Below are 26,364 nucleotides of genomic sequence, written 5' to 3'. Positions count from 1 at the left end.
TCGGCGGACGCCGTGGCCCCCTTTTTCTCGCTACGCCGCGGCCCGGTCGGCCAGCAGCGCCGCGAGCAGCTCCAGGTCCACGCCGGTCAGGCTCTGCACCTGGTGTACGCCGGCAGTGCGCGCGAGCGCCACCTCCGCCGGTACGGCCAGCACCGCCGCGCCGGAGGCGAGCGCGCTGGCCACCCCGGTCGGCGAGTCCTCGATCGCCACGCACCGCTCGATCGGCACACCCAGCAGGCGGGCGGCGGTCAGGTAGGGCTCCGGGTGTGGTTTGGCCGCCACGACCTCGTCGCCGGCGACCACCGTGTCGAAGTTGTCCCGGCCCAGGGTGTCCAGGGCGATCTCGACGAGCGCCCGGGGGCTGGAGGTGACGAGCGCGGTGGGGATCTGCGCCGCGCGGACGGCACGCAGCAGCTCGTACGCGCCGGGCTGCCAGGGCAGGCCGCCGCGGAACAACTCCAGGATCCGGGCGTTGATCCACGCCGCGCTGATCTCCGGGTCCCGTTCGGGCTGCCCCAGGTCGTCGTGCAGGAGCCGCATCGACTCCGCCATGCTGGTGCCGATGATCGCCCGCCGGGCGTCCTCGGACAGCTCCCCGCCGTACTCCCGGGCGAGTTCCTCCAACGCGACGTCCCACAGCTTCTCGCTGTCGACAAGCGTGCCGTCCATGTCGAAGAGCACGGCGGCGGGGTGGTGGCTGCTCAGCGGATCCTCCAGGGTCGTGGCCGACACCGGCGATCCTGCCAGGCCGCAACCCCGCTGGTGGCCGCGATGCGCACCGACGTGATCCCGGCAACCCGCTCAGCCCAGGTCGCAGGCCGCCAGGGAGCGCTCGTAGCCCCGGAAGAACGAGTCGGTGCGCTGCTCGGCGGTGCCGTGCGAGCCCTCCGCGAACCACGGCTGGTCGGGGTCGTCGCCGACGGCCGCCAGCCCCTCGCGGAACTCGTCGAGGTCGCCTTCGGCCAGGGTCAGGGTCTTGGCGCGCACCGAGTCGCCGAGGTACGCGCCGGCCATGCAGTCGGCCTGCAACTCCTGCTGGATGGTGAAGCTGTAGTTGATGCCGAGCCGCACCTGGACGCCGTGGGCGTACTCGTGGCCGAGCAGGTAGAACACGAACGCGTCGCCGACCTGGCGGAACGCCGCCACCGACCAGGCGACGTCGTACGCGATGAAGTCGCCCTGCGAGCAGTAGACGGCGTTGTTGCGGGGCAGCGGCTCGCCCCCGCAGGTCACCTCGCCCGCCCGCTGATACGGGGTGATCCGTCGGATCGGTTGGAACCGCTGCCCGGACTCCTTGAACTGGGCCGCCCAGTACCGCTCCGCGATCTGTTGCGCGTCGGCGACGTCCTGCTTGAACTCGGCCACGCTCGTGGTGCTGTCGGCCCGGGTGGTGCTCGGCGCCGGAGCCGCCGACGACCCCTTCGGCGCGGGGCGCTCACCCTCCGGCTCGGCCAGCCCTCCGCCGGCGCAGGCGAGCGACAGCAGGGCGGCGATCAGCAGGGCCCCCACCGGGCCCCGGGCGTCGCGTCCGGACCGTGTGCCCACTGTGCCTCCCCAGACATCCGTGCTCGCGCTGTAGTACCCCGACAAGGTGCCCGAAACGCCCGTCACCGGATTCACGTGCGCCGGCTGCGGATGGTTCACGGTGCCGTACGGCCAGAATGAAGGTGGGGCCGGGTGCGGCCGTCCGGCGAGGAGGGCTGTGATGCACGAGTTGGGCAGCCGCCTTCGCCGTCAGCCGGCCCCGCCACCCGTCGTGTGGCGTTCGCTGCGCGACCCGTACGAGGTGGGTAGCCGGCCCTGGTTGGAGTTACGTGACGACGAGGTGCCGCCGCGGGTGCTGGCCGGCTACGCGCCCGTACTGCTGATCTGGTCGTCGCTGTGGCCGCACCGGCCGCTGGACCGGATCCGTTTCGACCTGGCCGCCCACCCACCCGGCCCGGAGTGCGCCCTGCGGTGGACGCTCACCACCGACGGGGAGGTGCCGAGCGAGAGCACACTCGGGTACCTGCGGCACCGGCTCAACTACCTGGTCAACGACCGCCTCCGCCGTTCCTACGGGCAGTGAACCGTCAGCCGCCGGCCTCGCGGCCGCGCTGCCAGGTGTCGCCCTGGTCGCCGTGTCGCTCGGCCTCGTAGCGCTGCTGCCGGCCGTGGGCGTCCCGATCGGCCGCCCATCCGTCGCCCCCGCCGAACCACCACCCCCATCTCCCCCGTTGATCATGGAGTTATTGCCACCCGCGTCGGCGTGTCGGAGCTATAACCTCATGATCAACGGATCGAATCGGGTGGAGTGAGGTTGGGTGGGTGGGGGTTGTCTGGGTTGGGGGTTGGGCTTCGACGTTTCTGGTGAGCGGTGCCGCGGCGGCACCAGAGACAGGAGGGGACACCCGTGAAGTACATGATTTTGCTCTACGGTTCGCAGCAGGACTACGACGTGTTGTCGGGGCGGGCTTCCGACCGGCCCGCGATGTCGGCCGAGCAGATCGCGGCGATGCACAAGCACATGGAGACCTTTCACCAGGCGCTGGCCGAGTCCGGGGAGTTGGTGGACGCCCAGGGCCTGAGCGAGCCCGTGCACGCGCGCCGGGTGCGGGTACGCGAGGGCGCACCCGTGGTCACCGACGGCCCTTACCCGGAGACGCAGGAGGTCCTGGCGGGTTACACGATCGTGGAGTGCGCCAGCTTCGACCGGGCCACCGAGATCGCCGCCGGACTTGTCGACCCCAGCGCACCCGACGGGTACGTGGACGTGCGGCCGGTGCTGGAGGGCATCGAGGACCTGGCCGGCTGACCGATGCCGGAGAGATCCGTCGAGGACCTGCTGCGCGAGCTGGCGCCGCAGGTCCTCGGCGCGCTGGTACGACGCTACGGGCACTTCGACACCGCCGAGGACGCGGTGCAGGAGGCGCTGATCGCGGCGGCGGGCGGTTGGCCGCGCGACGGCGTACCGGACAACCCATGCGGCTGGTTGATCACCGTCGCGTCCCGCCGACTGACCGACCTGCTGCGCCGGGAGCAGGCCCGGGTACGGCGGGAGGACACGGTGGCCCGGTGGGTGCTGCCGGAGCAGTGGCGCGCTCCGGCGGCTGACCAGCAGCCGGCGGACGCGGACGACACGCTCATCCTGCTCTTCCTGTGCTGCCACCCGGCGCTGTCGCCGGCGTCGCAGATCGCGCTCACGCTGCGCGCCGTGGGCGGGCTGAGCACCGCCGAGGTGGCGCGTGCGTTCCTGGTGCCGGAGGCGACGATGACCCGGCGGATCAGCCGGGGCAAGCAACGGATCCGCGACAGTGGACTGCGGTTCGCGCCGCCGAGCGGCCCGGAGCGCGCCGACCGGCTCGCCGCCGTGCTGCACGTGTTGTACCTGATCTTCACCGAGGGGTACGCCCGGACGGCGGGCCCCGGGTTGCTGCGCGCGGACCTGACCACGGAGGCGATCCGGTTGACCCGCCTGGTGCACCGGCTGCTGCCCGAGGATCCCGAGGTCACCGGGCTGCTCGCGTTGATGCTGCTCACCGATGCGCGGGCGCCGGCGCGGCTCGGCCCGCACGGCGAGTTGGTGCCGATGGCCGAGCAGGACCGGAGCCGGTGGCGGGCCGACCAGATCGCCGAGGGGGTCGAGCTGATCACCGAGGCGCTGCCGCGCGGGGGCGTCGGGGCGTACCGGGTGCAGGCGGCCATCGCGGCCGTGCACGACGAGGCACCCAGCGCGCGGGAGACCGACTGGGCGCAGATCACCGCCCTGTACGAGGTGCTGTTGGGCATCTCCGACAATCCGGTGGTGGCGCTCAACCACGCGGTGGCGGTGGCGATGAGTCGGGGCACGTCGGCCGGGTTGGCGCTGCTCGCCGACCTGGCCGACGACGCGCGGCTGGCCGACGACCCCCGGCTGCCGGCCGCCCGCGCGCACCTGTGGGAGCGGGTGGGTGAGCGGGTCGCGGCGCGGGAGGCGTACCGGATGGCGGCGGCGCGCTCGACGAACCTGGCGCAGCAGCGCTACCTGAACGCCCGCGCGGACCGCCTCGCGGGCGACCCGCCGCCCGCCGGTTGAGCCGGCGGGCGGACGGTCAGGGGCTCGCGGCGAGGAAGACGAACGCGGCCAGCAGCACCAGGTGTACGCCGCCCTGCAGCACGTTGGCCCGGCCCGGCACGACGGTGAGGACCGCGGTGACGGCGGTCAGCGCGAGCAGGGCGAGCTGGGTGCCGCCGAGGCCGAGCAGGAGGGGGCCGTCCAGCCAGATCGAGGCGATGGCGATGGCCGGGATGGTCAGGCCGATGCTTGCCATCGCGGAGCCGAGGGCGAGGTTCAGGCTGATCTGGACGCGGTCGCGGCGCGCGGCGCGGGCGGCGGCGAGGGTCTCCGGCAGCAGCACCAGCAGGGCGATGATCACACCGACGAACGCGTGCGGCAGGTTCGCGGCCGCGACACCCGCCTCGATGGTCGGCGAGACGATCTTCGCGTCGCCCACCACCGCGATCAACGCCACCAGCAGCAGCCCCAGGCTGATCAGCGCGGCGCGGGTCGTCGGCGGTTTGGCGTGTTCCTCGGCGTCGATCACCCGGCCCTGGCTGTCGACCGGCAGGAAGTAGTCGCGGTGCCGGCCGGTCTGCACGAGCACGAACAGCCCGTACAGGGCCAGCGACGCGACGGCGGCGAAGGCGAGTTGGGCCGGGCTGAACTCCGGGCCGGGCCGGGCCGTGGTGAAGGTCGGGATGACCAGACTCAGCGTGGCCAGGGTGATCACGGTGGCCAGCGCACCGCCGGTGCCCTCCGGGTTGAACACGGCGACGCGCCGGCGCAGCGCCCCGAGCAGCAGGGACAGGCCGAGGATGCCGTTACAGGTGATCATGACGGCGGCGAAGACGGTGTCGCGGGCGAGCGACTGGGTCTTCTCCGGTCCGCTGATCATCAGCGTGACGATGAGGGCCACCTCGATCACGGTGACCGCGACGGCGAGCACCAGTGAGCCGTACGGCTCCCCCACCCGGTGGGCGACCACCTCCGCGTGGTGCACGGCCGCGAGCACCGCACCGCCGAGCAGCACCGCGACCACCACGATGACGGGCCCCGGCAGGCTCCGCCCCCAGGTGACGAGCAGCACCAGCACGGCGAGCACGGGTACGGCGACGGTCCAGTCGGTCATCCGGGAGCGAAGCAGGGTGGCCATGCCGTACAGAGTGCCAGGACAGCTGATCATGTGCCCACCATCGACGCAGCGGGTCAGCAGATCCGTAACCCATGGGTTACGCTTTCGGTGTGGACGAGGTGGTCGCCGCAATCGCGGACCCGGTGCGACGGCACATCCTGACCATGCTGCGCGACGAACCCCTCTCCGCCGGCGACATCGCCCAGCGGTTCGTGATCAGCCGGCCCGCGATCAGCCGCCACCTGCGGGTGCTGCGCGAGAGTGGGCTGGTCCGCGACGAGCTGGTCGGCCGACGCAGGATCTACCGCCTCGACCCCGGCCCGCTCGCCCCGCTGACCGACTGGCTCGCCGGGCTCGCCCGCGCCGACAGGTGGGAGCGGCACCTCGACGCGCTGGAAACCGAGATCTATCGCACCCGCCGAGAGCGCCGCGGCAGCGGCCCGGCGGAGCATCGAAGGGAGCACACGGCATGACCCGTACGCCCGCCGGACGCCTGTTTCGCACCGCCACCGGCTACGACCTCGTCCTCACCCGGACCTTCCGCGCCCCGGCGGCGGACGTCTGGGCCAGCCTGACCGAGTCGGACCGCACGGCCCGCTGGTACGGCCCGTGGGAGGGCGACGCCGCGCCCGGACGGACCATCCGGCTCCAGATGGCCTTCGAGGAGGAGCAGCCCTGGTCCGAGGTCCACATCGACGCGTGCGAGCCGCAGCGACGCCTCGCCGTGTCCCTCATCGACAGCTACGGCACCTGGCGGCTGGAGCTGGCGCTCACCCAGACCGACGGCACCACCGAGCTGCGGTTCGTCCAGCACCTCACGAGCGTGGAGGGCATCGCCGAGGTCGGCGCCGGCTGGGAGTACTACCTGGACATGCTCGTCGCCTCCCGGGACGGCTCACCCCGGCCCGAGTTCGACGACTACCACCCCGCGATGCAGCCCTACTACCAGGGGCTCGCCGGGCTGGTCGTGGACGAGAGCCGGCAGTGACGGGCAGCGGTTCACCCGCGAGGAGGGGCACCTGTGAAACCGACGCGCACCGACCGCTGCGCCGAGTGCGGAGGCGCGGTGCCGACGAGCGGCGACTGCTGGACGCGGCTGCACGAGCTACTCGAGATCGAGACCCGCGTGCTGCCCACTCTCGAGCCGGAGGCGGGGATGCGCGCGCACTTCTTCGCCGTGGCCACGTACCAGCTTCAGCATCCGTCCCGGCTCACCCGTGAGACGCTCGACCGCCTCCACGCCGCGGTCGACGAGATGACCGGTCCCGCACCGCCTCCGATCGCGTACCTGCGTCGCGGCATGGGCCGCTTCGCGGCCGGCTCGCAGAAGGTCATCCGTTCGGCGCCGACCGATCGTTCACACATCGACGCGCGCTGGCCGGTGTCGTGGTCGGTCACCGCCCAGGACGTGACGGAGCGAGCCGAGTCGGAGTACCCCGACGCCGTCGGCAGCTGGGCGGTCGCGACGCTCGCCGACCTCCATGCCGCGATGCCCGCCACGTCGCGGTGAGCCGGCACCGGTGCGACAACGACATCCACCGGTACGGCTACCCGGGGTCGAGTTCGCGCCGCAGCCTGGCGAACTCGGCGGTCAACGCCGGCAGCGGGAAGTGCGCGTTCAGCCCGCTGGGGTTGGGCAGCACCCACACCCGGGCCGGGCCCAGCCGATCCGGCTGCGGACCCAGCCCGGCCTTCGGCCGGACGAAGGCGATCCGGTACGCGGTCACCCCGAGAATCGCCACCCACCGCGGCCGGTACCGCTCGGCCTTCACCGCCAACCCCGTCACCCCGGCCACCAGCTCGGCCGAGGTCAGCTCGTCGGCGCGCGCGGTGGCCCGGTTGCTCAGGCTGGTGATGCCCAGCCCCTGGCGCAGCAACTCGTCAGATTCCCACGGGCGCAGCTCCCGGTCGGTGAAACCGCCACCGTGCAGGGCCGGCCAGAACCGGCTGCCCCGGCGGGCGAAGGGCAGCCCCACGGCGGCGGAGTAGAGACCCGGGTTGAAGCCGCAGAACAGCACGCGCAGGCCGGGGCCGATCACGTCGGCCAGGCCCCGGCCGGCCGCCGCCGCCACCTCCTGCGGGGTCGGCCGCCGAAACGGCCCCGGCCGCTGCGCGTCCACCCCTGCGATCCTGCCGTACGCGGGGGCCCGGGCACGGCGCATGCCGACGATCACGACGTGGCACCCTCAACGGATGCAGTCAGCCGACCACCTCGCCGTCAGCCGCCACGCCCGGATGCGCTGGAACACTCCGCTCTCCCCGGAGCACGCGGCGTTGCTGCTGCAACGACTCGACGTCCGCCCCGGCGCGCGGGTCCTCGATCTCGGCTGCGGTTGGGGTGAGCTGTTGCTGCGGGCGGTCGCGGCCGGGGGCGTGTCCGGCCCGGTCGCGACGCGGGGCGTCGGCGTCGACACCGACGGCGACGTCCTGGAACGGGGACGGCGACTGGCCGCCGATCGGTCGCTGAACCGACACGTCACATTCGTGATGGGAGAGGCGGCGGCGTGGCAGGAGCCGGCCGACCGCATCCTCTGCATCGGATCGGCGCACGCCTTCGGCGGCACCCGACCCGCGCTCGACGCGCTCGCCGCCGTGGTCCGACCCGGTGGCCGGCTCCTGTTCGGTGACGCGTACTGGGAGCACCCTCCGACACCTGAGGTCGAGGAGATCTTCGGCCCGGACGTGGTGACCCTCCCGGGGTTGGTCGAGGCCGCCCGGGAACGTGGCTGGCGGGTGCTGCACCTGAGCACCGCCGACCAACGGGAGTGGGACGACTTCGAGTCCACCTTTCTCGCGGGCCGCCAGGAGTGGCTGCTGACGTACCCGGAGGATCCCCGCGCGGCCGACGTCCGCACACAGCTCGACGACAGGTTGCGCGAGTACGTCGCCGGCTACCGGGGCACCCTCGGTCTCGCCTACCTGGTCCTCGGCCGCTGACGGGCCCGTGTTGCCGCCGCTGGCTACGCTGCCGGTGGTGAACGCCAGCCGTCGCGTCGCCCTGCCCGGACGGATCCTCGTCGTCTACGCGGGCGCCGTGCTGGTGTGGTTGGCGCTCGGGGCGCTGCTCGACCGCGACTACGACCGCCCGACCCACGCCATCGGGGCGGTCCTCACCACGGCGCTCGTCGTACCCCTGGTCGTGGTTGCCCGCCGTCGGCTCGACCGACGCCCCTGGGCCGGTCTGGGACTGCCCTCGCCGCGGGCCGGTTGGCGGCGCCTGCTGCTCGGGATGGCCTGCTGGCTGGTGCCCGCCGCCGGCGGGTTCGCGCTCTGCCTCGGTCTGGGCTGGGTCGAGATCAGCGTTCGGACATCCGTCGGGGACACCCTGCGGGTGGCGGCGCTGCTGGTCGTGCTCGTCGGGCTGAAGGAGGCGCTGCCGGAGGAACTCGTGTTCCGTGGCTACCTGCAGCACAACCTCGCCACCCGGTTGTCGGCGGGCCGGGCGGTGATCGCGCAGGCGGTGTTGTTCACCCTGTTCGGGTTCCTCGTCGGGGCCGCCCGGTCCGTCGACCGGCTCGCGCTGTTCTTCGTCTTCGCCCTCCTGCTGGGCGCCTTCCGTGCCGCCACCGGCGACATCTGGGCGAGCATCGGCTTCCACGTCGCCTTCCAGACGGTCGCCCAGCTGTTCGGTGACGTCGGAGCGGTCTTCGACGTCACCGGGTCGGCCGTCCTCGGAGCCGTGGCCATGGGGGCGATCCCGTTCTCGGTCGGCTGGCTTGTCGTCCGCCACCACTACCGCGAGCGCCTCGACTGGCGGGCGGTCGTACCCGATCCGGTGCGCTGAGGGCGCGAGCGTCGGCGTTTCGCCCACCGGCCGGACCGTCCTGGGGAAGAGTGGCAGGCGAGAGCTGTCGTCGACGACCCAGCGGTGGCACGGCGTCGCCCCGCCCGCGGAGGTTCCAGATGAGCGACAAGTCCCCGGCCACGCAGGCGCGCAACGTCGTGCTGGTCCACGGCGCGTACGCCGACGGCTCCTCCTGGTCCGACGTCATCCCGCTGCTCCAGCGGGCCGGGCTGACCGTCACCGCGGTGCAGAATCCGCTGACCTCCCTGGCCGACGACGTCGCCGCCACCAACCGTGCCCTCGACCGCCAGGACGGGCCGACGGTGCTGGTGGGCCACTCCTGGGCCGGCACGGTCATCAGCGACGCCGGCAACCATCCCCGGGTCACCGCCCTGGTGTACGTGGCGGCCCGCGCGCCGGACGCCGGCGAGGACTTCACCGCGCTCGCGGCGAAGTACCCCACGCCGCCGGCGAACGCCGGTCTCGTGCACCACGACGGGTACGCACAGCTCAGCGAGAGCGCTTTCCTGGCCGACTTCGCCGGTGGGGTCGACCAGGCCCGCGCCCGCGCCCTCTACGCGGTGCAGGGGCCGATCGCCGCTGACCTGTTCCAGGGCCGCACGACGACGGCCGCCTGGCGGGACCGACCCTGCTACTACTCGATCTCCACGCAGGACCGCACGACCGCGCCGGAGCTGGAACGGTTCCTGGCCGAACGCATGGACGCGACGACGATCGAGGTCGAATCGTCGCACCTTGCCATGGTCACCCACCCGGAGACGATCGCCGACCTCATCCTCATGGCGACCCGGGGCACCCGCGGTAGCGCGTCCGACAGCCGAGGCTAACCGCCCGGCGCGAAGCGGGGTTGGTGGGTAAACCGGCAGCGCCGTGCGGTTGGCCGGGGCGAAGTTCTCGTCATGGTGGGCGTACCTGCCGCCGGCCACGCGTCGGGCCGCACCGCCTGCCCCGGCAGTGGTGCCAGGCACCCGGGCCGGAGCGGGTGGGCTTGACGAGGGCCAGACATCGGAGGTTTACTGCGTCAGCGATGCCAGTCGATACAATCTGACCGTCCACAGTGCCGGTCGGGTTGGCCCGCCTGGCGCGGTGCCCCGTCCCCCATCACCCCACCACCCCCCGCACCACCTCAGCCGAGCATCGGCGGCCCGGCTTCCGCACCACCGCCACTGCGGCCCCGGCCTGCCCCCGTGCACAGCCTGAGGTCGACGCTCAGCAGAGGAGCAAGACCATGCGTTCCCGTCCCCGCTTGTTGGCCTTCGTCATCGGCTTGGCCGTGTTGATGGCCAGCCTGCTAGTCCTTCCCACACCGTCCTCGGCAGCCCCGCTGACGAAGGTCCTGGTGTTCAGCAAGACGGCCGGCTTCCGCCACTCGGCCATCCCCAACGGCATCGCCGCGATCCAGCAGCTCGGCTCGGCCAACGGCTTCACCGTGACGGCGACCGAGGATGCCGGCCAGTTCACCACCTCCAACCTGGCCCAGTACCAGGCGGTGGTCTTCATGTCGACGACCGGTGACGTCCTCAACGCCAGCCAGCAGACGGCGTTCGAGTCGTACATCGCCGCCGGCGGCGGGTACGTCGGCGTGCACGCCGCCGCCGACACCGAGTACAGCTGGCCGTGGTACGGCAGCCTGGTCGGGGCGTACTTCGACTCGCACCCGGCGATCCAGACCGCCACGGTGAAGATCGAGGACCAGACCAACCCGTCGACGGCGCACCTGCCGGCCACCTGGACCCGCTCCGACGAGTGGTACAACTACCGCACCAACCCCCGGTCCAGCGCGCGGGTTCTCGCCAGCCTCAACGAGTCGTCCTACAGCGGCGGCAACATGAACGGCGACCACCCGATCACCTGGTGCAAGGCGTACGGCGGCGGTCGGGCCTGGTACACCGGCCTCGGGCACACCGAGGCGTCGTACACCGACCCGAACTTCACCCGGATGCTGCTCGGCGGCCTCCAGGTCGCCGCGGGCTCCGTGAGCGCCGACTGCTCGCCGCGGACGACGACGCCGCCGACGACCGCTCCGCCGACGACCGCTCCGCCGACGACGGCCCCGCCGACCACTCCGCCGCCCACCGCCAGCGGTTCCACCCTGAAGGCCCGCGCCAACAACCAGTTCGTGAGCGCGCCGAACGCCAGCACCGCGCTGATCGCCAACAAGACCTCCGTCGGCACCAGCGAGCGGTTCGACCTGGTCAGCCTCGCCAACGGCAACGTCGCGCTGCGCGCCAAGAGCAACGGGCAGTTCGTCGCGGCGGAGAATTCCGGGAACTCCCCGCTGATCGCCAACCGGGCCAGCGCCGGCGCCTGGGAGACGTTCCAGCTCGTCCGCAACTCCGACGGCACGGTGAGCCTGCGGGCCACGGTGAACAACCGTTACGTCGCGGCTGACAACGGTGGCGCCTCCCCGCTGATCGCCAACCGGACCTCCATCGGTCAGTGGGAGAAGTTCGACCTCGCCACCAGCAACTGACCGCGTCTCGACGCGCTCTTCACCACCCCCACCTGGCCGTGGTGCGCCCCCGCACGCCCGGCCCTGGTCGTCGAGAAAGGACGATCATGCTTTCGAACCCCCGGCGCTGGTCCCGGGCACTCATCGCGGCGGTCACCACCGTCGCGAGTGTGTCCCTGGCCGTGGCCGCACCCTCCGCCGCGCAGGCGGCGGTCATCCCCGCCTCCGATTACCAGCAGGTCAAACTCGCCACCGGCTCGGCCGAGCTGGGTGAGGCCATGTCCCTGGCGGTCCTGCCCAACCGTTCGGTGCTGCACACCGCCCGCAACGGCGTCCTGCGGGTCACCGACGTGGCCGGCAACACCAAGACCTCCGGCACCCTGTCGGTCTACACCCACGACGAGGAGGGGTTGCAGGGCGTCGCCGTCGACCCCAACTTCGCCACCAACAGGTGGATCTACCTGTACTACTCGCCGACGTTGAGCACCCCGTCCGGGGACGCCCCCACCACGGGCTCGCAGTCGGACTGGGACCGGTGGAAGGGGCACCTGCGGCTGTCCCGGTTCACCCTCAACAGCGACGACACGCTCAACCTGAGCAGCGAGAAGATCGTGCTCCAGGTCGCCAACGACCGTGGGCAGTGCTGCCACGTCGGCGGTGACCTGGACTTCGACGGCGCCGGCAACCTGTACCTGACCACCGGCGACGACACGAACCCGTTCGAGTCGTCCGGCTACGCGCCGCTGGACGAGCGGACCAACCGCAACCCGCAGTTCGACGCGCAGCGCTCGGCGGGCAACACCAACGACCTGCGGGGCAAGGTGCTGCGGATCACGCCGCAGGCGGACGGGACGTACACCATCCCGTCGGGCAACCTGTTCGCCCCCGGCACGGCAAACACCCGTCCGGAGATCTACGCGATGGGTCTGCGTAACCCGTTCCGGATGAGCGTCGACAAGGCGACCGGCGTGGTCTACCTCGGCGACTACGGTCCCGACTCCGGGTCCACGAACTCCAGCCGTGGCCCCTCGGGTCAGGTCGAGTTCAACCGCATCGCGGCGCCGGGCAACTTCGGTTGGCCGTACTGCACGGGCAGCAACAGCAGCACCGAAACGTACAACGAATACACCTTCCCGTCCGGGCCGTCGCAGTCCAAGTACAACTGCACGGGCGGGCCGACCAACAACTCGTTCCGCAACACCGGCCTCGGCACGCTGCCCGCGGCGAAGCCGGCCTGGATCAAGTACGCCGGTGACTCCGGTTCCCCGTCGGAGTTCGGCAGCGGCTCGGAGTCGCCGATGGGCGGCCCGGTGTACCGGTACAACGCCTCGCTCAACTCCAGCATCAAGTTCCCGCAGTCGCTGGACGGCCAGTTCTTCGCCGGCGAGTACGGCCGCCGGTGGATCAAGCCGATCAAGGTCAACTCCGACGGCTCGCGCGGGGAGATCTCCAGCTTCCCGTGGAGCGGCACCCAGGTCATGGACATGGCCTTCGGCCCGGACGGCGCGCTCTACGTGCTGGACTACGGCACCGGCTCGAACAACCAGGCGCTTTTCCGGATCGAGTACATCGGTGGTGGCAACCGCAACCCGATCGCGGTGGCCTCGGCCAACCCGACCTCGGGGTCGAACCCGCTGACCGTCAACTTCTCGTCGGCCGGCTCCTCCGACCCGGAGGGTGGGGCGCTGAGCTACCTGTGGACGTTCGGCGACGGCACCACGTCGACGGCGGCCAACCCCACCAAGACGTACACCACCAACGGCACCTTCTCCCCCACCCTGAAGGTCACCGACCCGACCGGCCTGTCCGGCACGGCGAGCCTGGTCGTCACCGTGGGGAACACCGCGCCGACGGTGACGCTCACCACGCCCGCCGACGGGCAGCTGTTCACCTTCGGTGACACCGTGTCGTACCAGATCTCGGTGAGCGACCCGCAGGACGGCACGATCGACTGCACCAAGGTGAGCCTGACCTACGCGCTGGGCCACGACAGCCACGCCCACCAGATCACCTCGAAGAACGGGTGCAGTGGCTCCATCACCGTCCCGACGGACGGTGAGCACGACTCCGCGGCCAACATCTACGGAGTCTTCGACGCCGCCTACACCGACAACGGTGGGCTCACCACGCACAGCATCAAGACCCTGCAGCCGAAGCACCGGCAGGGTGAGCACTTCAGCGCCCAGTCCGGCGTCCAGGCGACCGACCACACGAACGCCGAGGGTGGTCGCACCGCCGGGTTCATCGAGAACAACGACTGGATCTCCTACCAGCCGTACAACCTGGCCAACGCCAACCGCATCACCGTGCGGGCGTCGTCGGCCGGCGCCGGTGGCACCATCGAGGTCCGGGCCGGGTCGGCCACCGGCACCCTGCTGGGCACCGTCACGGTGCCGGTGACCGGCAACTGGGAGACCTTCGTCGACTCGTCCGCCACGATCAGCAACCCGCCGAGCGCGTCGACCACGCTGTACCTGGTGTTCAAGGGCGGGTCCGGCTACCTGTTCGACGTCGACGCGTTCACCTTCACCACCGGCACCGGTAGCAGCACGCCGGTGAGCACCATCCGGGCGCAGGTCAACAGCCAGTACGTGTCGGCGGTCGGCACCACCGCGCTGATCGCCAACAAGGCCAGCGTCAGCAGCACCGAGCAGTTCGACCGGGTGGACGCCGGCAACGGCAACATCGCGCTGCGGTCGCGCGCCAACGGGCTCTACGTCTCGGCCGCGAACGCAGGCGCCAACCCGTTGGTCGCCAACGCGGCGTCGATCGGTTCGTGGGAGACGTTCCAGCTCATCAGCAACACGGATGGGACGGTGAGCCTGCGCGCCACGGTCAACAACCAGATCGTGTGCGCCGAGAACGCCGGGGCCGGATCCCTGATCGCCAACCGTACGTCGGTTGGCGCCTGGGAGAGGTTCATCCTGACCACCGGCTGAGCAGCGGTGCCCGGCCTGGTCGGCGGCCGGGCCGGCGAACGTCGGGAGAGTCCGGGGCGGGCGGTGAACACACCGTCCGCCCCGGTTCTCGTTGTCGCGGCCGTCGACCCGGGCGCCTAGGAGTCCGCGGGCACCCCGGCGTCGAGTTGGCCGATCATCGGTGCGAGCAGGTCGTTCAGCTCTCGGGCCAGGACCACCGTGGCTCGGCGCGCCGCGGTGGCGACGTCGTCGTCCGGACCGTCCGGGGCCGGCGGCAGATGGTCGAGCGGCACCGGTGCGTCGACCTGGAGCATCGCCCGCAGGTGCGGGCTGCGGGTCTGATCCTGCTCGGTCGGGGTCGTGTACTGGCCGAACAGTTGGGGCCAGTCACGCCAGCCGCGGTCACGCTGCCACTGCCTGGTCCAGGTGAGTTCGGCAGGCCAGCGGGAGATCACCGTCACGGCGCAGACCATGCTGCCGTCCCACGGGCTTCTCGCGCAGGTCGCCGAGACGATCCGCCGATGCCAGCGGACGAAGCCGGGCGACAGCTCGGCGGCGACCCGCCAGGCGGTCGCCGCGAACCCGACCGGCGAGATGTCCCCCCAGGTGTCGGCGAAGTCGTCGAGCCGCCTGCGCACCTCGGCCTCGTAGCGGCCACCCCCGTCGGTGCCGTGCTCGCGGTCGAACTGCTCGTCCAGCCAGAAGGCGCGCGGCTCAGACATTCCCCACCCCGGATTCGTGAAGTTTTCTCAGGCACGACGCGACTCGTTTCGCAGTCAGGCAGCCGTCACCGAACGTACACGACAGGACCACGGTGGACGGACCGCCCGCGCCTAACGTGGGCGGTACGACGTCGGAGCGTAGTGGCTCCGACCGCCAACCTCAGGGGGTCTCGTGCGCAGGAAATTCGGCTTCGTCTCGGTGGGCGTCATGCTCCTGGCCAGTCTGGCCGTCGCTCAGCCGCCGGCCCAGGCGGACGCGGCGGCCGCGCCCACCCCGTCCGCGACCGTGACCGAGGCGCGCGCCACCATCCACGGACGGGTGCCCGCCGACGCGGACACCGCGGCGGCGGCGGGCCGTGCCTACTGGACGCCGGAACGCATGCGCGCGGCACGACCCGCCCCCATGCCGGAGGGGACCGACACCTTCGACCGGGAGGCCAGCGACCGTCCCGGCCGGATCGGTGCGGCACGTGACGTGGCCACGCCCGCGACGTCCCGGTCCCTGGCCGCCGGTGTGCACGCCACCGCCGCCGGCGCGCAAACCCAGTCGGTGAACGCCTCCCCCGGCGTCGGTCGCGTCTTCTTCACCCACAACGACGAGGACTTCTTCTGCTCCGGCGGGACCATCAACAACCCGCAGGCGAACATGGTCTCCACCGCCGGGCACTGCGTACACCCCGGTAACGGCGGATCCGTCTGGTACGACAACTGGGCGTACGCGCCGGAGTACACCGACGGCGTCGCACTGCACGGCCTCTGGTTCGCCAAGGAGTTCACCTCCGTCGAGGGTTGGGTCGACTGGGGTTACCTCTGGTGGGACTTCGCCTTCGTCACCATGCACCCGCTCAACGGCGACCGACTCGTGCACGTCACCGGCGGGCAGGGACTCAGCGTCAACAAGTCCAAGACGCTCACGGCGATGCTGCTCGGCTACCCGGGCGAGGCCCCGTACGACGGTCTGTCGCAGTACTACGCCCAGGGCGCCCTCAAGGCCGCCGGGGCGCAGCGGATCAAACTGAAGAACTGCCCGCTCAACCATGGCTCCAGCGGCGGCCCGTTCCTGCGCGCCTGGGACAACGACCTTCGATTCGGGTACGTCAACTCGGTGATGTCGTACAAGTTCTCCGGCAACATGTACGGCCCCTACTTCGACGACGACGTCCTGGACATCTACAACGTCGCGAAGAACAAGCAGTGACCGGCACCGGTTCGGTGGCTTGACAAGGAACCCGGTCCAGAGTGGACGATGCACCGTGCGGATTCTCGTGGTGGGTGGCAGTGGCCTGATCGGCGCTCATGTCGTGGACGTGCTGCGCGAGCGCGGCCACGCCACCACCACTGTGGCGCGGACCGCCCAGCCGGGGGTCGACCACCTCCTCGATGCCGGGTCCGCCTCGATCGAGGACCTGCGGCCGTTGCTCGCCGGTCACGACGGTGTCGTGTACGCCACGCGCACCGACGAGCAGCGGCCGCTGCCCAAGCCGATCTACCCGGAGTTCCGCCGCGACAACGTCGAACCGGTGGTACGCCTGTGCGCCGCCGCCCGCCAGGAGGGTCTCACCCGCGCGGTCGTCATGGGCTCGTACTACACCTATTTCGACAGGTTGCATCCGCAGTGGCGGCTGGCCGAGCGACACACGTACATCCGGTGCCGTGTCGAGCAGGCCCGGGAGGGACGGGCGGCCGCCGGTCCGGATCTGCCGGTCGCCGTCCTCGAGCTGCCCTTCGTCTTCGGTCGGGCCGGCGACCGGCTGCCGAACTGGGCCGCGCCGCTGGACCGGTGGGCGCGGTCCCGTACCCCGCTGGTGGTGCCGACCGGCGGAAGCGCCGCGGTCTCGGCGCGCAGCGTCGCCGAGACCGCGGCGGACGCCCTGGAACAGGCCAGTGGCGCGGACATTCCGGTCGCCGACGAGAACCTGACCTGGGACGACATGATCGGGCGCATCGCCGAGGCGGTCGGCCGACGCCGCCGGGTGCGCCGACTGCCGGCCGGCGCGGCGAAGGCCGCGTTCCGACTCGGCGGCGCGTTGCAGGGCCTCGCGGGCAAGGAGTCGGGCATCAACGTGGCGCACCTCGCGGACCTCCTGGTCGCCGAGCTGTTCGTCGAACCGACGACCGGCCGGTCACTGGACCCCGCGCTGCGCGAGACCTTCCCCGTCTAGGGCGTGTCGCACAAGGGCGGTCCTAGCTCTCGGCTGCCGGCGGTCGCGCCAGGTACGCGGTCTTGACGTCGGCCGAGAACCCGCAGGCGCGGTAGAAGGCGTGCGTCGCGGGGGTACGCGAGCCCGTCATCAGCATCGCCTTGTAGCAGCCCGCGTCCCAGGCGGCCTGGAGCGTGCCGGCCATGATCTGCCGGCCGAGCCCGGTGCCGCGCCGCGACTCCTCGACGACCACGTTCTCGATGACGGCGTACGGCGACGCCGACCGGCTGAGGTTGGGGATCAGATTGAGGTACGTCGTGGCGACGACGACCCCGTCCAGTTCGAGAACGAACAGGCGCAGCCCCGGTGTGGCCACGATCTGTCGGAACACCACCTCGTCGGATCCATCGTCGAGCACCGGATCGTCGGGGTTGAGTTGCCGGTAGAGACGGATGATCTGCGCGAAGTCATCGGGCCGAGCAGCACGGAACATGCCCTGAGCGTAACGAGAACGCCAGGAGCGCCGGCCCGCGCAGGCGCCGCTAACGGTCGGTGCCCCGCACACCGCGATACACCGCGGTGATGACCACGAAGAGCGTGCCGACGAGCACGACGGTGATCGCGGCGTTGACCGCCACGGGCAGGTCCTGAACCAGATACTGCTTCACGTAGTTGCTGCCGAGAATGACGCACAGGTAGACCCACCAGGGCGCCCACCTGCCGTTCTGTTCCTCTTTCCCGCTCACGAGCAGACCCCTTTCGACATGGGTGTCGGACCTCGGCCGTCGACGGCGGCCGGGGCACCGCGGACAGCGAGGCGACATCCACATCCACTCTGGCGCCGAGATTCGGCCGTGCCATCGACAGCGGGAACGAAAGAGGCCTCATCAGTTGGTCGTACGACCGCTCAGCTCAGCGGGTCACGTCCGCTCGGCCGGGTGGGCCAACCGGAGGAGGCCGCCCACCCGCGCCGTCAGCGGCGGCGGGTGTGGCGTGGCAGGATGCGGCGGTGCAGAACGTCGGTATCCGCGCCGCCACTCCGACCGATCTCCCGCTCCTGGTCGACATGCTGGTGGAGGCCATCAACTGGCTGCCGGAGCGCGACTGGTCTCGCGAGCGGATCCTGGCCGACCCGGCGCTGGCGCACTATGTCACCGGGTGGATGCGGCCGGACGACTTCGGGGTGGTCGCGGTGGAGCCGGCCGGTCAGCCGGTCGGCGCGGCCTGGTTTCGGCACCTGACCGCCGCTGACCCCGGTTACGGGTACGTGAGCGACGACGTGCCGGAGTTGACCATCGGCGTGGTGGAGTCGTGGCGGGGTCGGGGTGTGGGCCGGAAGCTGCTGCGCGCGGTCCTGGACGCCGCGGGCGCACGCGGCATCCGTCGGGTGTCGCTGAGTGTGGAGCGTGCGAACATCGCCGCGCGTCTCTACGCCGCCGAGGGGTTCCGCACGGTCGAGTCGTTCGAGAACGCGGACACGATGGTCGCCGACATCCACGCCTGACGCTCGCCGTGCTGGCCCTCAGCTGAGGTGTTCGGCCAAACCGACGATGATGCCCTCCGGGCCACGGACATAGCAGAGCCGGAAGATGTTCTCGTACTCCGTCAGTTCTCCGACCAGCTCGGCCCCGTGTGTCCGCAGGCGGGCGACGACGTCCTCGACGTCGTCGACGGCGAACATGATCCGACGAATGCCCAGTGTGTTCGCGGGCGCGTCGGTCGGCTCGGCCCTGATCGCCTCCGGCGTGTGGAACATCGCCAACTCGACCTTGCCGTGACCGTCCGGGGTCCGCAGCATCGCGACCTCCTGCCGGACGTCGTGAAGCCCGATCACCCGCTCCACCCAGCGCCCCTCGACCGGCCCCCTGCCCTCCAACTCCATGCCGAGTTCGACGAAGAACGCGATGACCGCGTCAAGGTCGTCGACAACGATGAGGACGTTGTCCATCCGCTGGATCGTCATGCCGGATCTTCCCCTTCGGTGGTGCGGCCGTGCCGGCAGCTCACGTCCGGGAGACGGAGTCACCCGGAGTTCTCGGCCCGCTATCCGGCTTGCGCGCATCGTCACGGCCTGCGGCCGTACCCTCCGCGGGAAACATACCGCCAACGAGGCCCGGCACCATTCTCGGCGGCCGGGCCTCGTCGCCTCCGCCGGTTACGCCGCCCGCCACCGCTTCTTGGCATCCGTCGCGGTGGTCGTGCACACCATCGGCTTACCGGTCTTCGTCACGCCACGCGCCCCCTGGGTCGAGCAGAACGCTCCGGGATGCACAGTCGACACGGCGGGCGGCTTCGGTCTCGCGGTCGTCGGCTTCGGCTTCGGCGCTGTTGTCGTCGCCTTCGGCTTCGGCGCTGCCGTCGTCGATCTCGGCTTCGGTGCCGGCGTCGTCGCCTTGGCCTTCGGCTTGCTCGTCGTCGGCTTGGCGACCGGCCGGGATGTCGGCGCACCAATGGTGCGCTGCGGACCCGGGGTCGGGATCAGTGCGGGCGACGGGGTGGTGGACGCCTCTGCGCTGGGCGTCGGACCGGCGGTGACAGTCGCGTTGTCGACAATACGGTCGCGGACCGTCGAAGCGGTCGCGGTGGCCACCGCAACGGGCTTCTTGTCATTGTCGTCGTCGGTGAGCGCGCCAATGGTGCCGACGCCGCAGCACAACAAGACGGAAATGGCGGCGGCGATACCGACGGCACCGAGATTCCCGTTCTTCTTCTTCGCAGGATAGGTGGTCACCCTCCGGAGTCTGCGCGACGGGGTTGTGGGCAGACACCACTGATCGGGGACAGTTGGACCCCAAGGAAACAGGTGGTGGAATACCGCAGGATCATTGTCGTCGCCCGATTGTCGACGTCCGGCGGCTGGCCGTACCAGAAATTCCGGGAATCAGCAGACCGCGCACGCCGAACTGGTCGAACACAGTGGCCCACTCGCGGCTGCCCACCCGGCGGCCCCCGGTGGCGGTCCGCGGTCTGCTGTTCCGTCGCGGGGAACGGGTACGGACGCGACGACTCATCACTAGGTTGGGTTGGATCGGCAGTGTCGGCCGGGCCGGGCACGATGGGCGTCGCCGCCGCTCGATGCACACCCCGATCGACGCCTCGCCACCCCGTTCCAGGAGGAGGACGCGATGCAGGCCATCCAGAAGGTCCGCCACCGACAGGCCGACGTCAACGGCCTCGAGGTGTTCTTCCGCGAGGCCGGGCGGACCGGGCAGCCAACCGTACTGCTGCTGCACGGGTTCCCGAGCTCGTCGCACACCTTCCGCGAGGTCATGCCCACACTGGCCGACGTCGCGCACGTGATCGCACCCGACCTCCCGGGCTTCGGCATGTCGTCGTCACCAACCGTCGACGAGTACGACTACACCTTCGAGAACCTCTCCCGGACGATCGAGAGCCTGCTCGACCAACTCGGCGTCGAGCGTTTCTTCGTCTACCTGCACGACTTCGGCGCACCTGTGGGATACCACCTGGCCACCCGCGCCCCGGACCGCATCCGCGGCCTCATCGTCCAGAACGGCAACGCGCACTCCGACGGCCTCGGCGAGCAGTGGAACGACGCCAAGGCGTACTGGGCCGACCCGACCGACAAGCGGCGGGCCGCACTGCCGGACTGGTTGACCTTCACCGGGACCCGCGACCAGTACCTCGCCGGGCTGCCCGAGGGCGTGCGCACGCTGCAACCTCCCGAGTCGTGGCACCTCGACTGGGAGCGGATGCGACGACCCGGCAACATCGACGCCCAGTTCGCGCTGTTCACCGACTACGCCAACCACGTCGCCCGCTTCGCCGAGCTGGCCGACTACCACAGTGCCCACCAGCCGCCGGCGCTCGTCCTCTGGGGACGGCACGACCCGTTCTTCGACGTCGAGGAGGTCCTCGCCTACCACCGCGCTCTCCAGCGGATGGACGCTCACATCTACGACGGCGGGCACTTCCTGTTGGAGACACACGCGGCCGAATGCGCCGACCTCATGCGGACGTTCGTGCTCGACAATCCCTGATCCGGAGCGCGGTGCGGCAGGATCCTCGTCCGTGACACTCGTCCTGCCACCGCGACTGACGGCGTCGGCTCAGCGGTTGCGCGAGGCCGCCCATCGGCGAGGGCTGCCCACCGTGCGGCTTCCCACCTTCGAGGTGCCCGCCGGTACGCACGCCGACCACCTGCACGCCGGGCCGACCTTCGCCGACGCCGTCGCCCCACTGCTCGGCATCGCCCCGCTGGAGGCCCCCCACGACTGGCTCGCTGGGCTGCCCCGGGACTTCACGCGCCGGGAGATCACCCTGATCACGATCGACGAAGCCTACGGACTCCGTCGACCCGCATTCGTCAAGTCGCCGAACGACAAGAGCATCCGGGCCATGATCTATACCGACGGTTCCCGTCTGCCGGGCCCCGACGCCGTCGACCGACAGACGCCCGTCCTCGTCAGCGACATCGTCGACTTCGTCGCCGAGTACCGGCTGCACCTGCTCGACGGCGCGGTCCACGCCGGCAGTCAGTACGCCGAGCAGGGGCGCCTGCGCCTCGGCCCCGCGACAGCCGACGCGCTCGCCTTCGGAGCCGACCTGCTGGCCGGATTCGGGCACACACTCCCGACCGCCATCGTGGTGGATGTGGGGCCGATGTCAGTGCGTGCAGCCCCCGTCCCGGCAACTTTCCTCCCTACCAGCCGTTGTTAGAAGATGCGCGTCTGTTGTTCGCCGAGTGCCGTCGAGCCCCGGCCCGATCGTGGCCGGAGGAACCGGGAGACCTCACCATGAGAAGCCACAAGGCACACCGGAGACGCCTCGCGACGGTGGTTGCGGTGGTGGTGCTCCTCACCGGATGCGCGAGGCAGGGCCAGCGGGATTCCCCAGACCCCGGACCGCCGATCTCCGGCACCACGGGGGCAGTGGTGCCATTGGCACCGGAGAGGCTGATCGGCTCCTGGACACTCGTCGACGTCGCTGACCCCGGCGCGGGCGCGATCCTGCGGCTCGCAGACAGTGAGCTACACCTGTTCGGCACACACTGCGGCACTCTGGGCGGGAACTGGCGGGCCAACAGCGAAGGTGTCTTCCTCGCCGACGTCTGGTCGGCTTCCAGCGCCGTCGTCGAAGGCACCCCTGGCTGCGAGAAGGCCAGCCGAGAGACACCTGGGTGGCTGCGGAGCGTAACCGCCTACCGCTTCGACGGCACAGGGCTACCTCTCCTTCTGGACCGCCGGCGGCAACCGGTCGCCCGGCTGATCCCCGGGGCTACACCGACCCCCGAGCCCGACATGGACGCCTCCGTCCTTGCACCGCCAGTGGTCACCGACGAGGCTCGACGGAACCTGGCCCCCGCCGTCGCACTACCGGCGACGCTCGTGCCCGTGGACCAACGGCAGCCGGCGGGTCGTTGGGCACCCAGAAGCGGGCACAGGGCGGCGTACGTGGAGTTCACGGCGGACGGTGAGTGGCACGGATCCGACGGCTGCAACGACCAGAGCGGTCGGTGGATCACCGCTGCCGGCGGCACCCTGCTCGCCACCACGAGAGCAGCCACGCTGGCCTTCTGCACCGACAGCGTGCCGATCGGACATTGGGTCACCACGGCCAGACGAGCCGGTCACGACGGCAAGGTTCTCGTGCTCCTCGACGCTCAGGGCAAGGAAACCGGCCGACTGTCCCCCACGAACTGAGCGCCGTCCCAGAGCCGAGACATCGCCACCGCTCTGATCACCACGGTCCGCGAGGTTGCCCGCCACCTGATCAACCGAGCCGGACTCATCGATCGGGCCGACGTTGCCAGACGCTCGACCGACCCAAACCCGGAACTCGCTCCCCGAGAGAGTCGACTCATCCCACCACCCCAGGCCGTTCCGCCCACTCCGCAACGCATGCTGATCGGTCAATTCGTAATTCGGCTGACGCCGTTTCCCGCCAAGGATGATGTTGCACAACGATCGAGGGTGTGCCGAGATCCCATTGACCGGCAAGGGCTAGTCCGACGACAACCGTTGAACACACAAGGGTCAATCTGCGGCGCCGTCGCGCGCAATGCCTATCGCGCTCCCTGATACCGCGCCATACTCTACGCGTCCAATCGCTCGCCCTGGGTGACATACCCGGGCGTCTGCTGACAGGAGATGACGTGCTCAGACGCGCTTCCACGCTGGGAGTTGCCCTGCTGGCCTGCTTCGCGTTCATCGGCGCGGCCGCCGTGCCGGCGCAGGCGTGGGTCCCCGAGTGCCCCATCGATTCGGAATGTGGCGGCGGCGGTGACGGCGGCGGGGGTGGCGGCGGCGGCACGCCACCCTCTCCGGCCTACAACCTGCAGGGAGTCATCCAGCTGGAGGACACCGGCCACGAAGGAAGCTGGCCACTGCGTCAGGGTGGCATAAAGGTCCGCGGCTACTCCCGGCTCGCGACCTGGGGCAACGACCGGGTAGACGCCAATTACATAAACGTCCGGTGTTCCGCCACCGTGCTCAACTACTCCACCCACGACTACGACTCCGAGAACAACGGCGCCCTCGTCGACGTGACCTTCTGGTCTCCGACCGTCCCGGTCACCGGCGTACCCGTCCAGTCCCGCACGGTCACGATCAACTGCATCCACCACGCCGAGAAGAACGGTGTCAACTACGACACCACCAGCACCGCCCAATTCATCATCCCCGAATGATCCCCGGCGGGGACGGTCCAGATCGGACCGTCCCCGCCGACTTCGGCATCTCTGCTACAGCCGGTCGCATCGATTGGTCACTCACCCTGTGGGGTCGATGGGCTCAGACCGGCGCTGATTGCCAGCATGCGTTCGACGGCCTGGACCTGGTCCTCGTCGAGCGGCCCGGCCCCGGAGGCCACAAGCAGGGGCAGGGGCACCCTCGCTGAACTGTCAGCGGATGCGAGGAACCAGACACAATCTGCGGTATGAGGTTGCTGCATCAGGTGTGGAACGTCGTCGCGCCACTGGTCGGCCTCGCGGCTGTGATCAACCTAGCAATCGATGCTCGCAGGCGTCGCCTCCCGCGAGCCGCCGTGGACGCATCGGCGTGGCCAGATCTGCCCAGGGATACAGTGGCGGTCGAGATGCCTCAATTGGGCGACGGAGTCACGACCGCAACAGTTGTCCGGATCATGAAGCACGTGGGCGAGCCGGTGCAGGTTGGTGACGCGGCAGCGGAGGTATCGACCGACAAAGTCGATACAGAAATCCCGGCCACAGCCGCCGGCACGGTTGCGGCTGTTTTCGTTGGCGAGGGCGATGAGGTTCCGGTCGGATATCCGCTGCTTGCCGTGAGGCCGTCAGCGGTGGCCGAGCAGCAGATAGAGTTCTGAGCCGGTTGCAGGCTCTGCCCGTCGGGGACATGGATCCAGGGCGGTCGAGGAGGTTTCCGCGCGTGGAGTTGAACCAATTCAACACGGCTCGCCGTCGCTTCCCCGTCGGCACGCACGTCGTGGGTCAGGTCGTCCGCATACCGAGGCCCGGAGCGATCGGGTTGTTGGTGGATCTGGGCCAAGAGCCAGAGGGCTTCGTCGACGTCGTGGTCTTACCGCACGAGCCGGCCGATTGGCCTCCCGTTGGCGCAGTGATGACGTTCGAGGTTCTCCAGCACACGCCAGGTCAGGTCCGTCTTCTTCCTCTCGACGAGCAGTTCCGCTCACGGACCTATCTGCCAAGTAGCCTGAGCCACCGGGAGTGGCTGTGCATCAAGACGCGCTTCCCCATCGGCTCCGTGGTCACCGCGACCGTCACTCACGTCTTCACCTCGAACCGGGAGTACGTGGTGCGGTTCGCAGATTGCTCGTCAGCCCTGGAATGGAACAGCCAGGCCCCGAAGGTTGGCGCCACCGGCAGGTACACCGTCAGCCAGCATCTAGATCACACTCACCGGGTCATCCTTGCGCCGGCCGGCTCAACCCCTGACTGACACGCACGCACGGCGGCACACCAACGCCCCGGTTCAGAGGCGACCAAAACGGGCGTCACGCCGCCCGACCTGCGACGCAGTCGGTCAACGTTGGTCATCCTCCGTCGCTGCTGGAGTTGGCGTCGTACTGATCCCGGGGATGGGCGGTCGGCGCCACCGCGCGCAGCCAGCCGGCACCGGGACCGGCGGTTGCGGGCGGACTGGGGCAGAAAGGGGATGTCGCGGCAACCCCTCCTCCACCGGCTACCCGGTGGCACGGACGGCGGTCCCGGTGGAATCGGTCGGCGGCACCGGGCCCGGCACCGGCCCGAAGCGGGCGACCGCCGAACCGGTGACCGTCGCCCAGTGCAGATCGCCGTACGACCAGTGCCACCAGGCGGACGGATAGTTGACCAAATTCATCGTGGTCAGCGCCTGGACCAGCAGCAACCGGCGGGCACGCGGCTCGGGCGGCACCTGCGGCGAGGCCGTGTGGCAACAACCGTCGCACTCCTCGGGCCGGGCGTAGAGCCCGCTGCCCAGTTCGAACTCCACGCCAGCGATATCACGCAGGGTGAGATCCACGGTTGCGCCGGTGAGGTGCGGGTCGACCTGTACCGGTGCCCGCCGGGAGATCCGGTCGACCAGTCCGGCCCGACGGAGCCGCCGGGTGTCCCGCCCGACGCGGCACGGCCCGGCGCCGGCCGGACGCCAGCCGCCGACCACGGTCAGCCGCAGGCCCGGCGGCAGCAGGGTCTGCGCGGCGACCAACCGGTCCACGAGCGCGCCGCGCAGGTACGGACCGGGACCGTTCCGGGCCGATCCGGCGAGGGCGCCCACCGCGGCGACGTCGATCAGCGGATCGCCGCACTCGGCGAGGCGAACGGGCCGGGCACCCCCGGCGGGGTCCGACAGAAACAGGGGCATAGCGGTCCTCCACTCGGATACGGCTGGACGGGCCGCCCGGCGACAGCCCGGCGGCCCGTCCTACGGTGCGGGTCAGAAGAGGCGGTCGAAGTTGCCCCAGTTGTTGCTGACCGCCGTGCCGGTGCCGGACTGGAACCCACCCGAGCCGTTGCCCCGGTACAGGTGCAGGTCCTTGGTCGAGGAGCTGCGGGCCAGCACGTCACCGTCGCCGTCGCGGTCGAAGTCGCCGACGGAGAAGATCAGGTCGAAGTTGGCCCAGTTGTTGCTGATCGCCGTACCGGTGCCGGACTGGAACCCACCCGAACCGTTGCCCCGGTACAGATGCAGATCCTTGGTCGAGGAATTGCGAGCGAGCAGGTCGGCGTCGCCGTC

31 protein-coding genes are annotated in these 26,364 nt (G+C 70.6%); 21 read left to right on the top strand and 10 right to left on the bottom strand.

Going from position 1 to position 26,364, the window contains the following annotated elements; all coding sequences use genetic code 11:
• Positions 1-30: 30 nt before the first annotated feature.
• Entirely contained in the window at positions 31-681 is a 651-nt protein-coding gene (locus ACGFH8_RS29695) for an HAD family hydrolase (protein WP_393373605.1), read from the bottom strand.
• A gap of 120 nt (positions 682-801) precedes the next feature.
• The gene (locus ACGFH8_RS29690) at positions 802-1,545 is read right to left on the bottom strand and encodes a neutral zinc metallopeptidase (protein ID WP_393373540.1); all 744 of its coding nucleotides are present in this window, start codon (positions 1,543-1,545) and stop codon (positions 802-804) included.
• A 160-nt stretch (positions 1,546-1,705) separates the two neighbouring features.
• Between ACGFH8_RS29690 and ACGFH8_RS29685 the strand changes: the two genes are divergently transcribed.
• The 3 genes from ACGFH8_RS29685 (at position 1,706) to ACGFH8_RS29675 (ending at position 4,054) form a co-directional block, all read left to right on the top strand.
• Positions 1,706-2,068: a hypothetical protein gene (locus tag ACGFH8_RS29685; protein ID WP_393373538.1), complete on the top strand. Its 363-nt coding sequence runs from the start codon at positions 1,706-1,708 to the stop codon at positions 2,066-2,068.
• 333 nt (positions 2,069-2,401) lie between these two features.
• Positions 2,402-2,794, top strand: coding sequence for a YciI family protein (locus ACGFH8_RS29680; RefSeq protein WP_393373603.1), 393 nt, complete (start codon positions 2,402-2,404; stop codon positions 2,792-2,794).
• Between the two features lie 3 nt (positions 2,795-2,797).
• A complete protein-coding gene (locus ACGFH8_RS29675) occupies positions 2,798-4,054 on the top strand; it encodes an RNA polymerase sigma factor (RefSeq protein WP_393373535.1) in 1,257 nt (418 codons plus the stop codon).
• Between the two features lie 16 nt (positions 4,055-4,070).
• On the opposite strand, the gene ACGFH8_RS29670 is transcribed toward ACGFH8_RS29675, so the two are convergent.
• Positions 4,071-5,171: a calcium:proton antiporter gene (locus tag ACGFH8_RS29670; RefSeq protein WP_393373532.1), complete on the bottom strand. Its 1,101-nt coding sequence runs from the start codon at positions 5,169-5,171 to the stop codon at positions 4,071-4,073.
• Positions 5,172-5,260: 89 nt separating this feature from the next.
• Between ACGFH8_RS29670 and ACGFH8_RS29665 the strand changes: the two genes are divergently transcribed.
• Genes ACGFH8_RS29665 through ACGFH8_RS29655 form a run of 3 tightly spaced genes read left to right on the top strand, consistent with a single transcriptional unit; the run spans position 5,261 to position 6,660 of the window.
• Complete coding sequence (locus ACGFH8_RS29665; protein WP_393373529.1) at positions 5,261-5,623, top strand: metalloregulator ArsR/SmtB family transcription factor; 363 nt, start codon at positions 5,261-5,263, stop codon at positions 5,621-5,623.
• Positions 5,620-6,138, top strand: a complete 519-nt coding sequence (locus ACGFH8_RS29660) for an SRPBCC family protein (RefSeq protein ID WP_393373526.1) — start codon at positions 5,620-5,622, stop codon at positions 6,136-6,138. Before ACGFH8_RS29665 ends, ACGFH8_RS29660 begins: the two co-directional genes overlap by 4 nt.
• A 33-nt stretch (positions 6,139-6,171) precedes the next feature.
• Positions 6,172-6,660: a DUF5946 family protein gene (locus ACGFH8_RS29655; protein WP_393373524.1), complete on the top strand. Its 489-nt coding sequence runs from the start codon at positions 6,172-6,174 to the stop codon at positions 6,658-6,660.
• A gap of 37 nt (positions 6,661-6,697) precedes the next feature.
• Here ACGFH8_RS29655 and mug read toward each other — a convergent pair whose 3' ends face one another.
• Positions 6,698-7,312: a G/U mismatch-specific DNA glycosylase gene (gene mug / locus ACGFH8_RS29650; protein ID WP_393373600.1), complete on the bottom strand. Its 615-nt coding sequence runs from the start codon at positions 7,310-7,312 to the stop codon at positions 6,698-6,700.
• Between the two features lie 31 nt (positions 7,313-7,343).
• Here mug and ACGFH8_RS29645 point away from each other — a divergent pair, with 31 nt between their 5' ends.
• The 5 genes from ACGFH8_RS29645 to ACGFH8_RS29625 all read left to right on the top strand — a co-directional run bounded on the left by ACGFH8_RS29645 (position 7,344) and on the right by ACGFH8_RS29625 (position 14,346).
• Positions 7,344-8,087 carry an SAM-dependent methyltransferase gene (locus tag ACGFH8_RS29645; protein WP_393373521.1) on the top strand — a complete coding sequence of 248 codons (744 nt, stop codon included), beginning with the start codon at positions 7,344-7,346 and terminating at the stop codon, positions 8,085-8,087.
• 37 nt (positions 8,088-8,124) lie between these two features.
• The gene (locus ACGFH8_RS29640; RefSeq protein WP_393373518.1) at positions 8,125-8,934 is read left to right on the top strand and encodes a CPBP family intramembrane glutamic endopeptidase; all 810 of its coding nucleotides are present in this window, start codon (positions 8,125-8,127) and stop codon (positions 8,932-8,934) included.
• Between the two features lie 119 nt (positions 8,935-9,053).
• A complete protein-coding gene (locus ACGFH8_RS29635; RefSeq protein ID WP_393373516.1) occupies positions 9,054-9,782 on the top strand; it encodes an alpha/beta fold hydrolase in 729 nt (242 codons plus the stop codon).
• Positions 9,783-10,183: 401 nt separating this feature from the next.
• Positions 10,184-11,428 carry a ThuA domain-containing protein gene (locus ACGFH8_RS29630; RefSeq protein WP_393373513.1) on the top strand — a complete coding sequence of 415 codons (1,245 nt, stop codon included), beginning with the start codon at positions 10,184-10,186 and terminating at the stop codon, positions 11,426-11,428.
• Between the two features lie 86 nt (positions 11,429-11,514).
• Complete coding sequence (locus tag ACGFH8_RS29625) at positions 11,515-14,346, top strand: PQQ-dependent sugar dehydrogenase (RefSeq protein WP_393373510.1); 2,832 nt, start codon at positions 11,515-11,517, stop codon at positions 14,344-14,346.
• 116 nt (positions 14,347-14,462) lie between these two features.
• Here the strand turns inward: ACGFH8_RS29625 and ACGFH8_RS29620 are convergent, their stop codons facing one another.
• Complete coding sequence (locus ACGFH8_RS29620) at positions 14,463-15,047, bottom strand: hypothetical protein (RefSeq protein WP_393373508.1); 585 nt, start codon at positions 15,045-15,047, stop codon at positions 14,463-14,465.
• A gap of 172 nt (positions 15,048-15,219) precedes the next feature.
• On the opposite strand from ACGFH8_RS29620, the gene ACGFH8_RS29615 reads away from it, so the two are divergent.
• Positions 15,220-16,245: a trypsin-like serine peptidase gene (locus ACGFH8_RS29615; RefSeq protein WP_393373506.1), complete on the top strand. Its 1,026-nt coding sequence runs from the start codon at positions 15,220-15,222 to the stop codon at positions 16,243-16,245.
• A 55-nt stretch (positions 16,246-16,300) separates the two neighbouring features.
• On the top strand, positions 16,301-17,209 hold the full coding sequence (locus ACGFH8_RS29610) for an NAD-dependent epimerase/dehydratase family protein (protein WP_393373504.1): 909 nt from the start codon (positions 16,301-16,303) through the stop codon (positions 17,207-17,209).
• A gap of 22 nt (positions 17,210-17,231) precedes the next feature.
• On the opposite strand, the gene ACGFH8_RS29605 is transcribed toward ACGFH8_RS29610, so the two are convergent.
• Positions 17,232-17,681: a GNAT family N-acetyltransferase gene (locus tag ACGFH8_RS29605; protein WP_393373502.1), complete on the bottom strand. Its 450-nt coding sequence runs from the start codon at positions 17,679-17,681 to the stop codon at positions 17,232-17,234.
• A gap of 49 nt (positions 17,682-17,730) precedes the next feature.
• Positions 17,731-17,934 (bottom strand): hypothetical protein, encoded by a 204-nt coding sequence (locus ACGFH8_RS29600; protein ID WP_393373499.1) that lies wholly within the window; start codon positions 17,932-17,934, stop codon positions 17,731-17,733.
• Between the two features lie 263 nt (positions 17,935-18,197).
• Here ACGFH8_RS29600 and ACGFH8_RS29595 point away from each other — a divergent pair, with 263 nt between their 5' ends.
• Positions 18,198-18,692, top strand: a complete 495-nt coding sequence (locus ACGFH8_RS29595) for a GNAT family N-acetyltransferase (RefSeq protein ID WP_393373497.1) — start codon at positions 18,198-18,200, stop codon at positions 18,690-18,692.
• Positions 18,693-18,710: 18 nt separating this feature from the next.
• Here ACGFH8_RS29595 and ACGFH8_RS29590 read toward each other — a convergent pair whose 3' ends face one another.
• Positions 18,711-19,151 (bottom strand): VOC family protein, encoded by a 441-nt coding sequence (locus tag ACGFH8_RS29590; RefSeq protein ID WP_393373494.1) that lies wholly within the window; start codon positions 19,149-19,151, stop codon positions 18,711-18,713.
• A gap of 229 nt (positions 19,152-19,380) precedes the next feature.
• Between ACGFH8_RS29590 and ACGFH8_RS29585 the strand changes: the two genes are divergently transcribed.
• The 7 genes from ACGFH8_RS29585 (at position 19,381) to ACGFH8_RS29555 (ending at position 25,086) form a co-directional block, all read left to right on the top strand.
• Entirely contained in the window at positions 19,381-19,911 is a 531-nt protein-coding gene (locus tag ACGFH8_RS29585; protein ID WP_393373491.1) for a hypothetical protein, read from the top strand.
• A 402-nt stretch (positions 19,912-20,313) separates the two neighbouring features.
• Positions 20,314-21,189 (top strand): alpha/beta fold hydrolase, encoded by an 876-nt coding sequence (locus ACGFH8_RS29580; RefSeq protein WP_393373489.1) that lies wholly within the window; start codon positions 20,314-20,316, stop codon positions 21,187-21,189.
• A gap of 31 nt (positions 21,190-21,220) precedes the next feature.
• Positions 21,221-21,868, top strand: coding sequence for an ATP-grasp domain-containing protein (locus ACGFH8_RS29575; protein WP_393373487.1), 648 nt, complete (start codon positions 21,221-21,223; stop codon positions 21,866-21,868).
• Positions 21,869-22,602: 734 nt separating this feature from the next.
• Complete coding sequence (locus ACGFH8_RS29570; protein WP_393373486.1) at positions 22,603-22,851, top strand: META domain-containing protein; 249 nt, start codon at positions 22,603-22,605, stop codon at positions 22,849-22,851.
• A 452-nt stretch (positions 22,852-23,303) separates the two neighbouring features.
• Positions 23,304-23,837: a hypothetical protein gene (locus ACGFH8_RS29565; protein WP_393373483.1), complete on the top strand. Its 534-nt coding sequence runs from the start codon at positions 23,304-23,306 to the stop codon at positions 23,835-23,837.
• Between the two features lie 248 nt (positions 23,838-24,085).
• Entirely contained in the window at positions 24,086-24,493 is a 408-nt protein-coding gene (locus ACGFH8_RS29560) for a biotin/lipoyl-containing protein (protein ID WP_393373480.1), read from the top strand.
• 62 nt (positions 24,494-24,555) lie between these two features.
• Positions 24,556-25,086: a hypothetical protein gene (locus ACGFH8_RS29555; protein ID WP_393373477.1), complete on the top strand. Its 531-nt coding sequence runs from the start codon at positions 24,556-24,558 to the stop codon at positions 25,084-25,086.
• A gap of 243 nt (positions 25,087-25,329) precedes the next feature.
• Here the strand turns inward: ACGFH8_RS29555 and ACGFH8_RS29550 are convergent, their stop codons facing one another.
• Both ACGFH8_RS29550 and ACGFH8_RS29545 read right to left on the bottom strand, forming a co-directional pair.
• Positions 25,330-25,992 (bottom strand): M15 family metallopeptidase, encoded by a 663-nt coding sequence (locus tag ACGFH8_RS29550; protein WP_393373475.1) that lies wholly within the window; start codon positions 25,990-25,992, stop codon positions 25,330-25,332.
• A 72-nt stretch (positions 25,993-26,064) separates the two neighbouring features.
• Positions 26,065-26,364 (bottom strand): FG-GAP-like repeat-containing protein (locus tag ACGFH8_RS29545; RefSeq protein ID WP_393373473.1); only part of this gene is annotated, 300 nt, incomplete at its 5' end.

This window comes from Micromonospora sp. NPDC049175 (assembly GCF_043197345.1).
Classification (GTDB): Bacteria; Actinomycetota; Actinomycetes; order Mycobacteriales; family Micromonosporaceae; genus Micromonospora.
Note: the sequence above shows the minus strand (reverse complement) of the source record. Positions and strands in the feature narration are given on the sequence as shown.

Excerpts from the sequence above, each read along its gene's own strand:
- ACGFH8_RS29685 (WP_393373538.1), top strand. The coding sequence starts at position 1,706 with ATGCACGAGTTGGGCAGCCGCCTTCGCCGTCAGCCGGCCCCGCCACCC.
- ACGFH8_RS29680 (WP_393373603.1), top strand. The coding sequence starts at position 2,402 with ATGATTTTGCTCTACGGTTCGCAGCAGGACTACGACGTGTTGTCGGGG.
- ACGFH8_RS29675 (WP_393373535.1), top strand. The coding sequence starts at position 2,798 with ATGCCGGAGAGATCCGTCGAGGACCTGCTGCGCGAGCTGGCGCCGCAG.
- ACGFH8_RS29670 (WP_393373532.1), bottom strand. The coding sequence starts at position 5,171 with ATGGCCACCCTGCTTCGCTCCCGGATGACCGACTGGACCGTCGCCGTA.
- ACGFH8_RS29660 (WP_393373526.1), top strand. The coding sequence starts at position 5,620 with ATGACCCGTACGCCCGCCGGACGCCTGTTTCGCACCGCCACCGGCTAC.
- mug (WP_393373600.1), bottom strand. The coding sequence starts at position 7,312 with ATGCGCCGTGCCCGGGCCCCCGCGTACGGCAGGATCGCAGGGGTGGAC.
- ACGFH8_RS29645 (WP_393373521.1), top strand. The coding sequence starts at position 7,344 with ATGCAGTCAGCCGACCACCTCGCCGTCAGCCGCCACGCCCGGATGCGC.
- ACGFH8_RS29635 (WP_393373516.1), top strand. The coding sequence starts at position 9,054 with ATGAGCGACAAGTCCCCGGCCACGCAGGCGCGCAACGTCGTGCTGGTC.
- ACGFH8_RS29630 (WP_393373513.1), top strand. The coding sequence starts at position 10,184 with ATGCGTTCCCGTCCCCGCTTGTTGGCCTTCGTCATCGGCTTGGCCGTG.
- ACGFH8_RS29625 (WP_393373510.1), top strand. The coding sequence starts at position 11,515 with ATGCTTTCGAACCCCCGGCGCTGGTCCCGGGCACTCATCGCGGCGGTC.
- ACGFH8_RS29620 (WP_393373508.1), bottom strand. The coding sequence starts at position 15,047 with ATGTCTGAGCCGCGCGCCTTCTGGCTGGACGAGCAGTTCGACCGCGAG.
- ACGFH8_RS29605 (WP_393373502.1), bottom strand. The coding sequence starts at position 17,681 with ATGTTCCGTGCTGCTCGGCCCGATGACTTCGCGCAGATCATCCGTCTC.
- ACGFH8_RS29590 (WP_393373494.1), bottom strand. The coding sequence starts at position 19,151 with ATGACGATCCAGCGGATGGACAACGTCCTCATCGTTGTCGACGACCTT.
- ACGFH8_RS29580 (WP_393373489.1), top strand. The coding sequence starts at position 20,314 with ATGCAGGCCATCCAGAAGGTCCGCCACCGACAGGCCGACGTCAACGGC.
- ACGFH8_RS29560 (WP_393373480.1), top strand. The coding sequence starts at position 24,086 with ATGAGGTTGCTGCATCAGGTGTGGAACGTCGTCGCGCCACTGGTCGGC.
- ACGFH8_RS29550 (WP_393373475.1), bottom strand. The coding sequence starts at position 25,992 with ATGCCCCTGTTTCTGTCGGACCCCGCCGGGGGTGCCCGGCCCGTTCGC.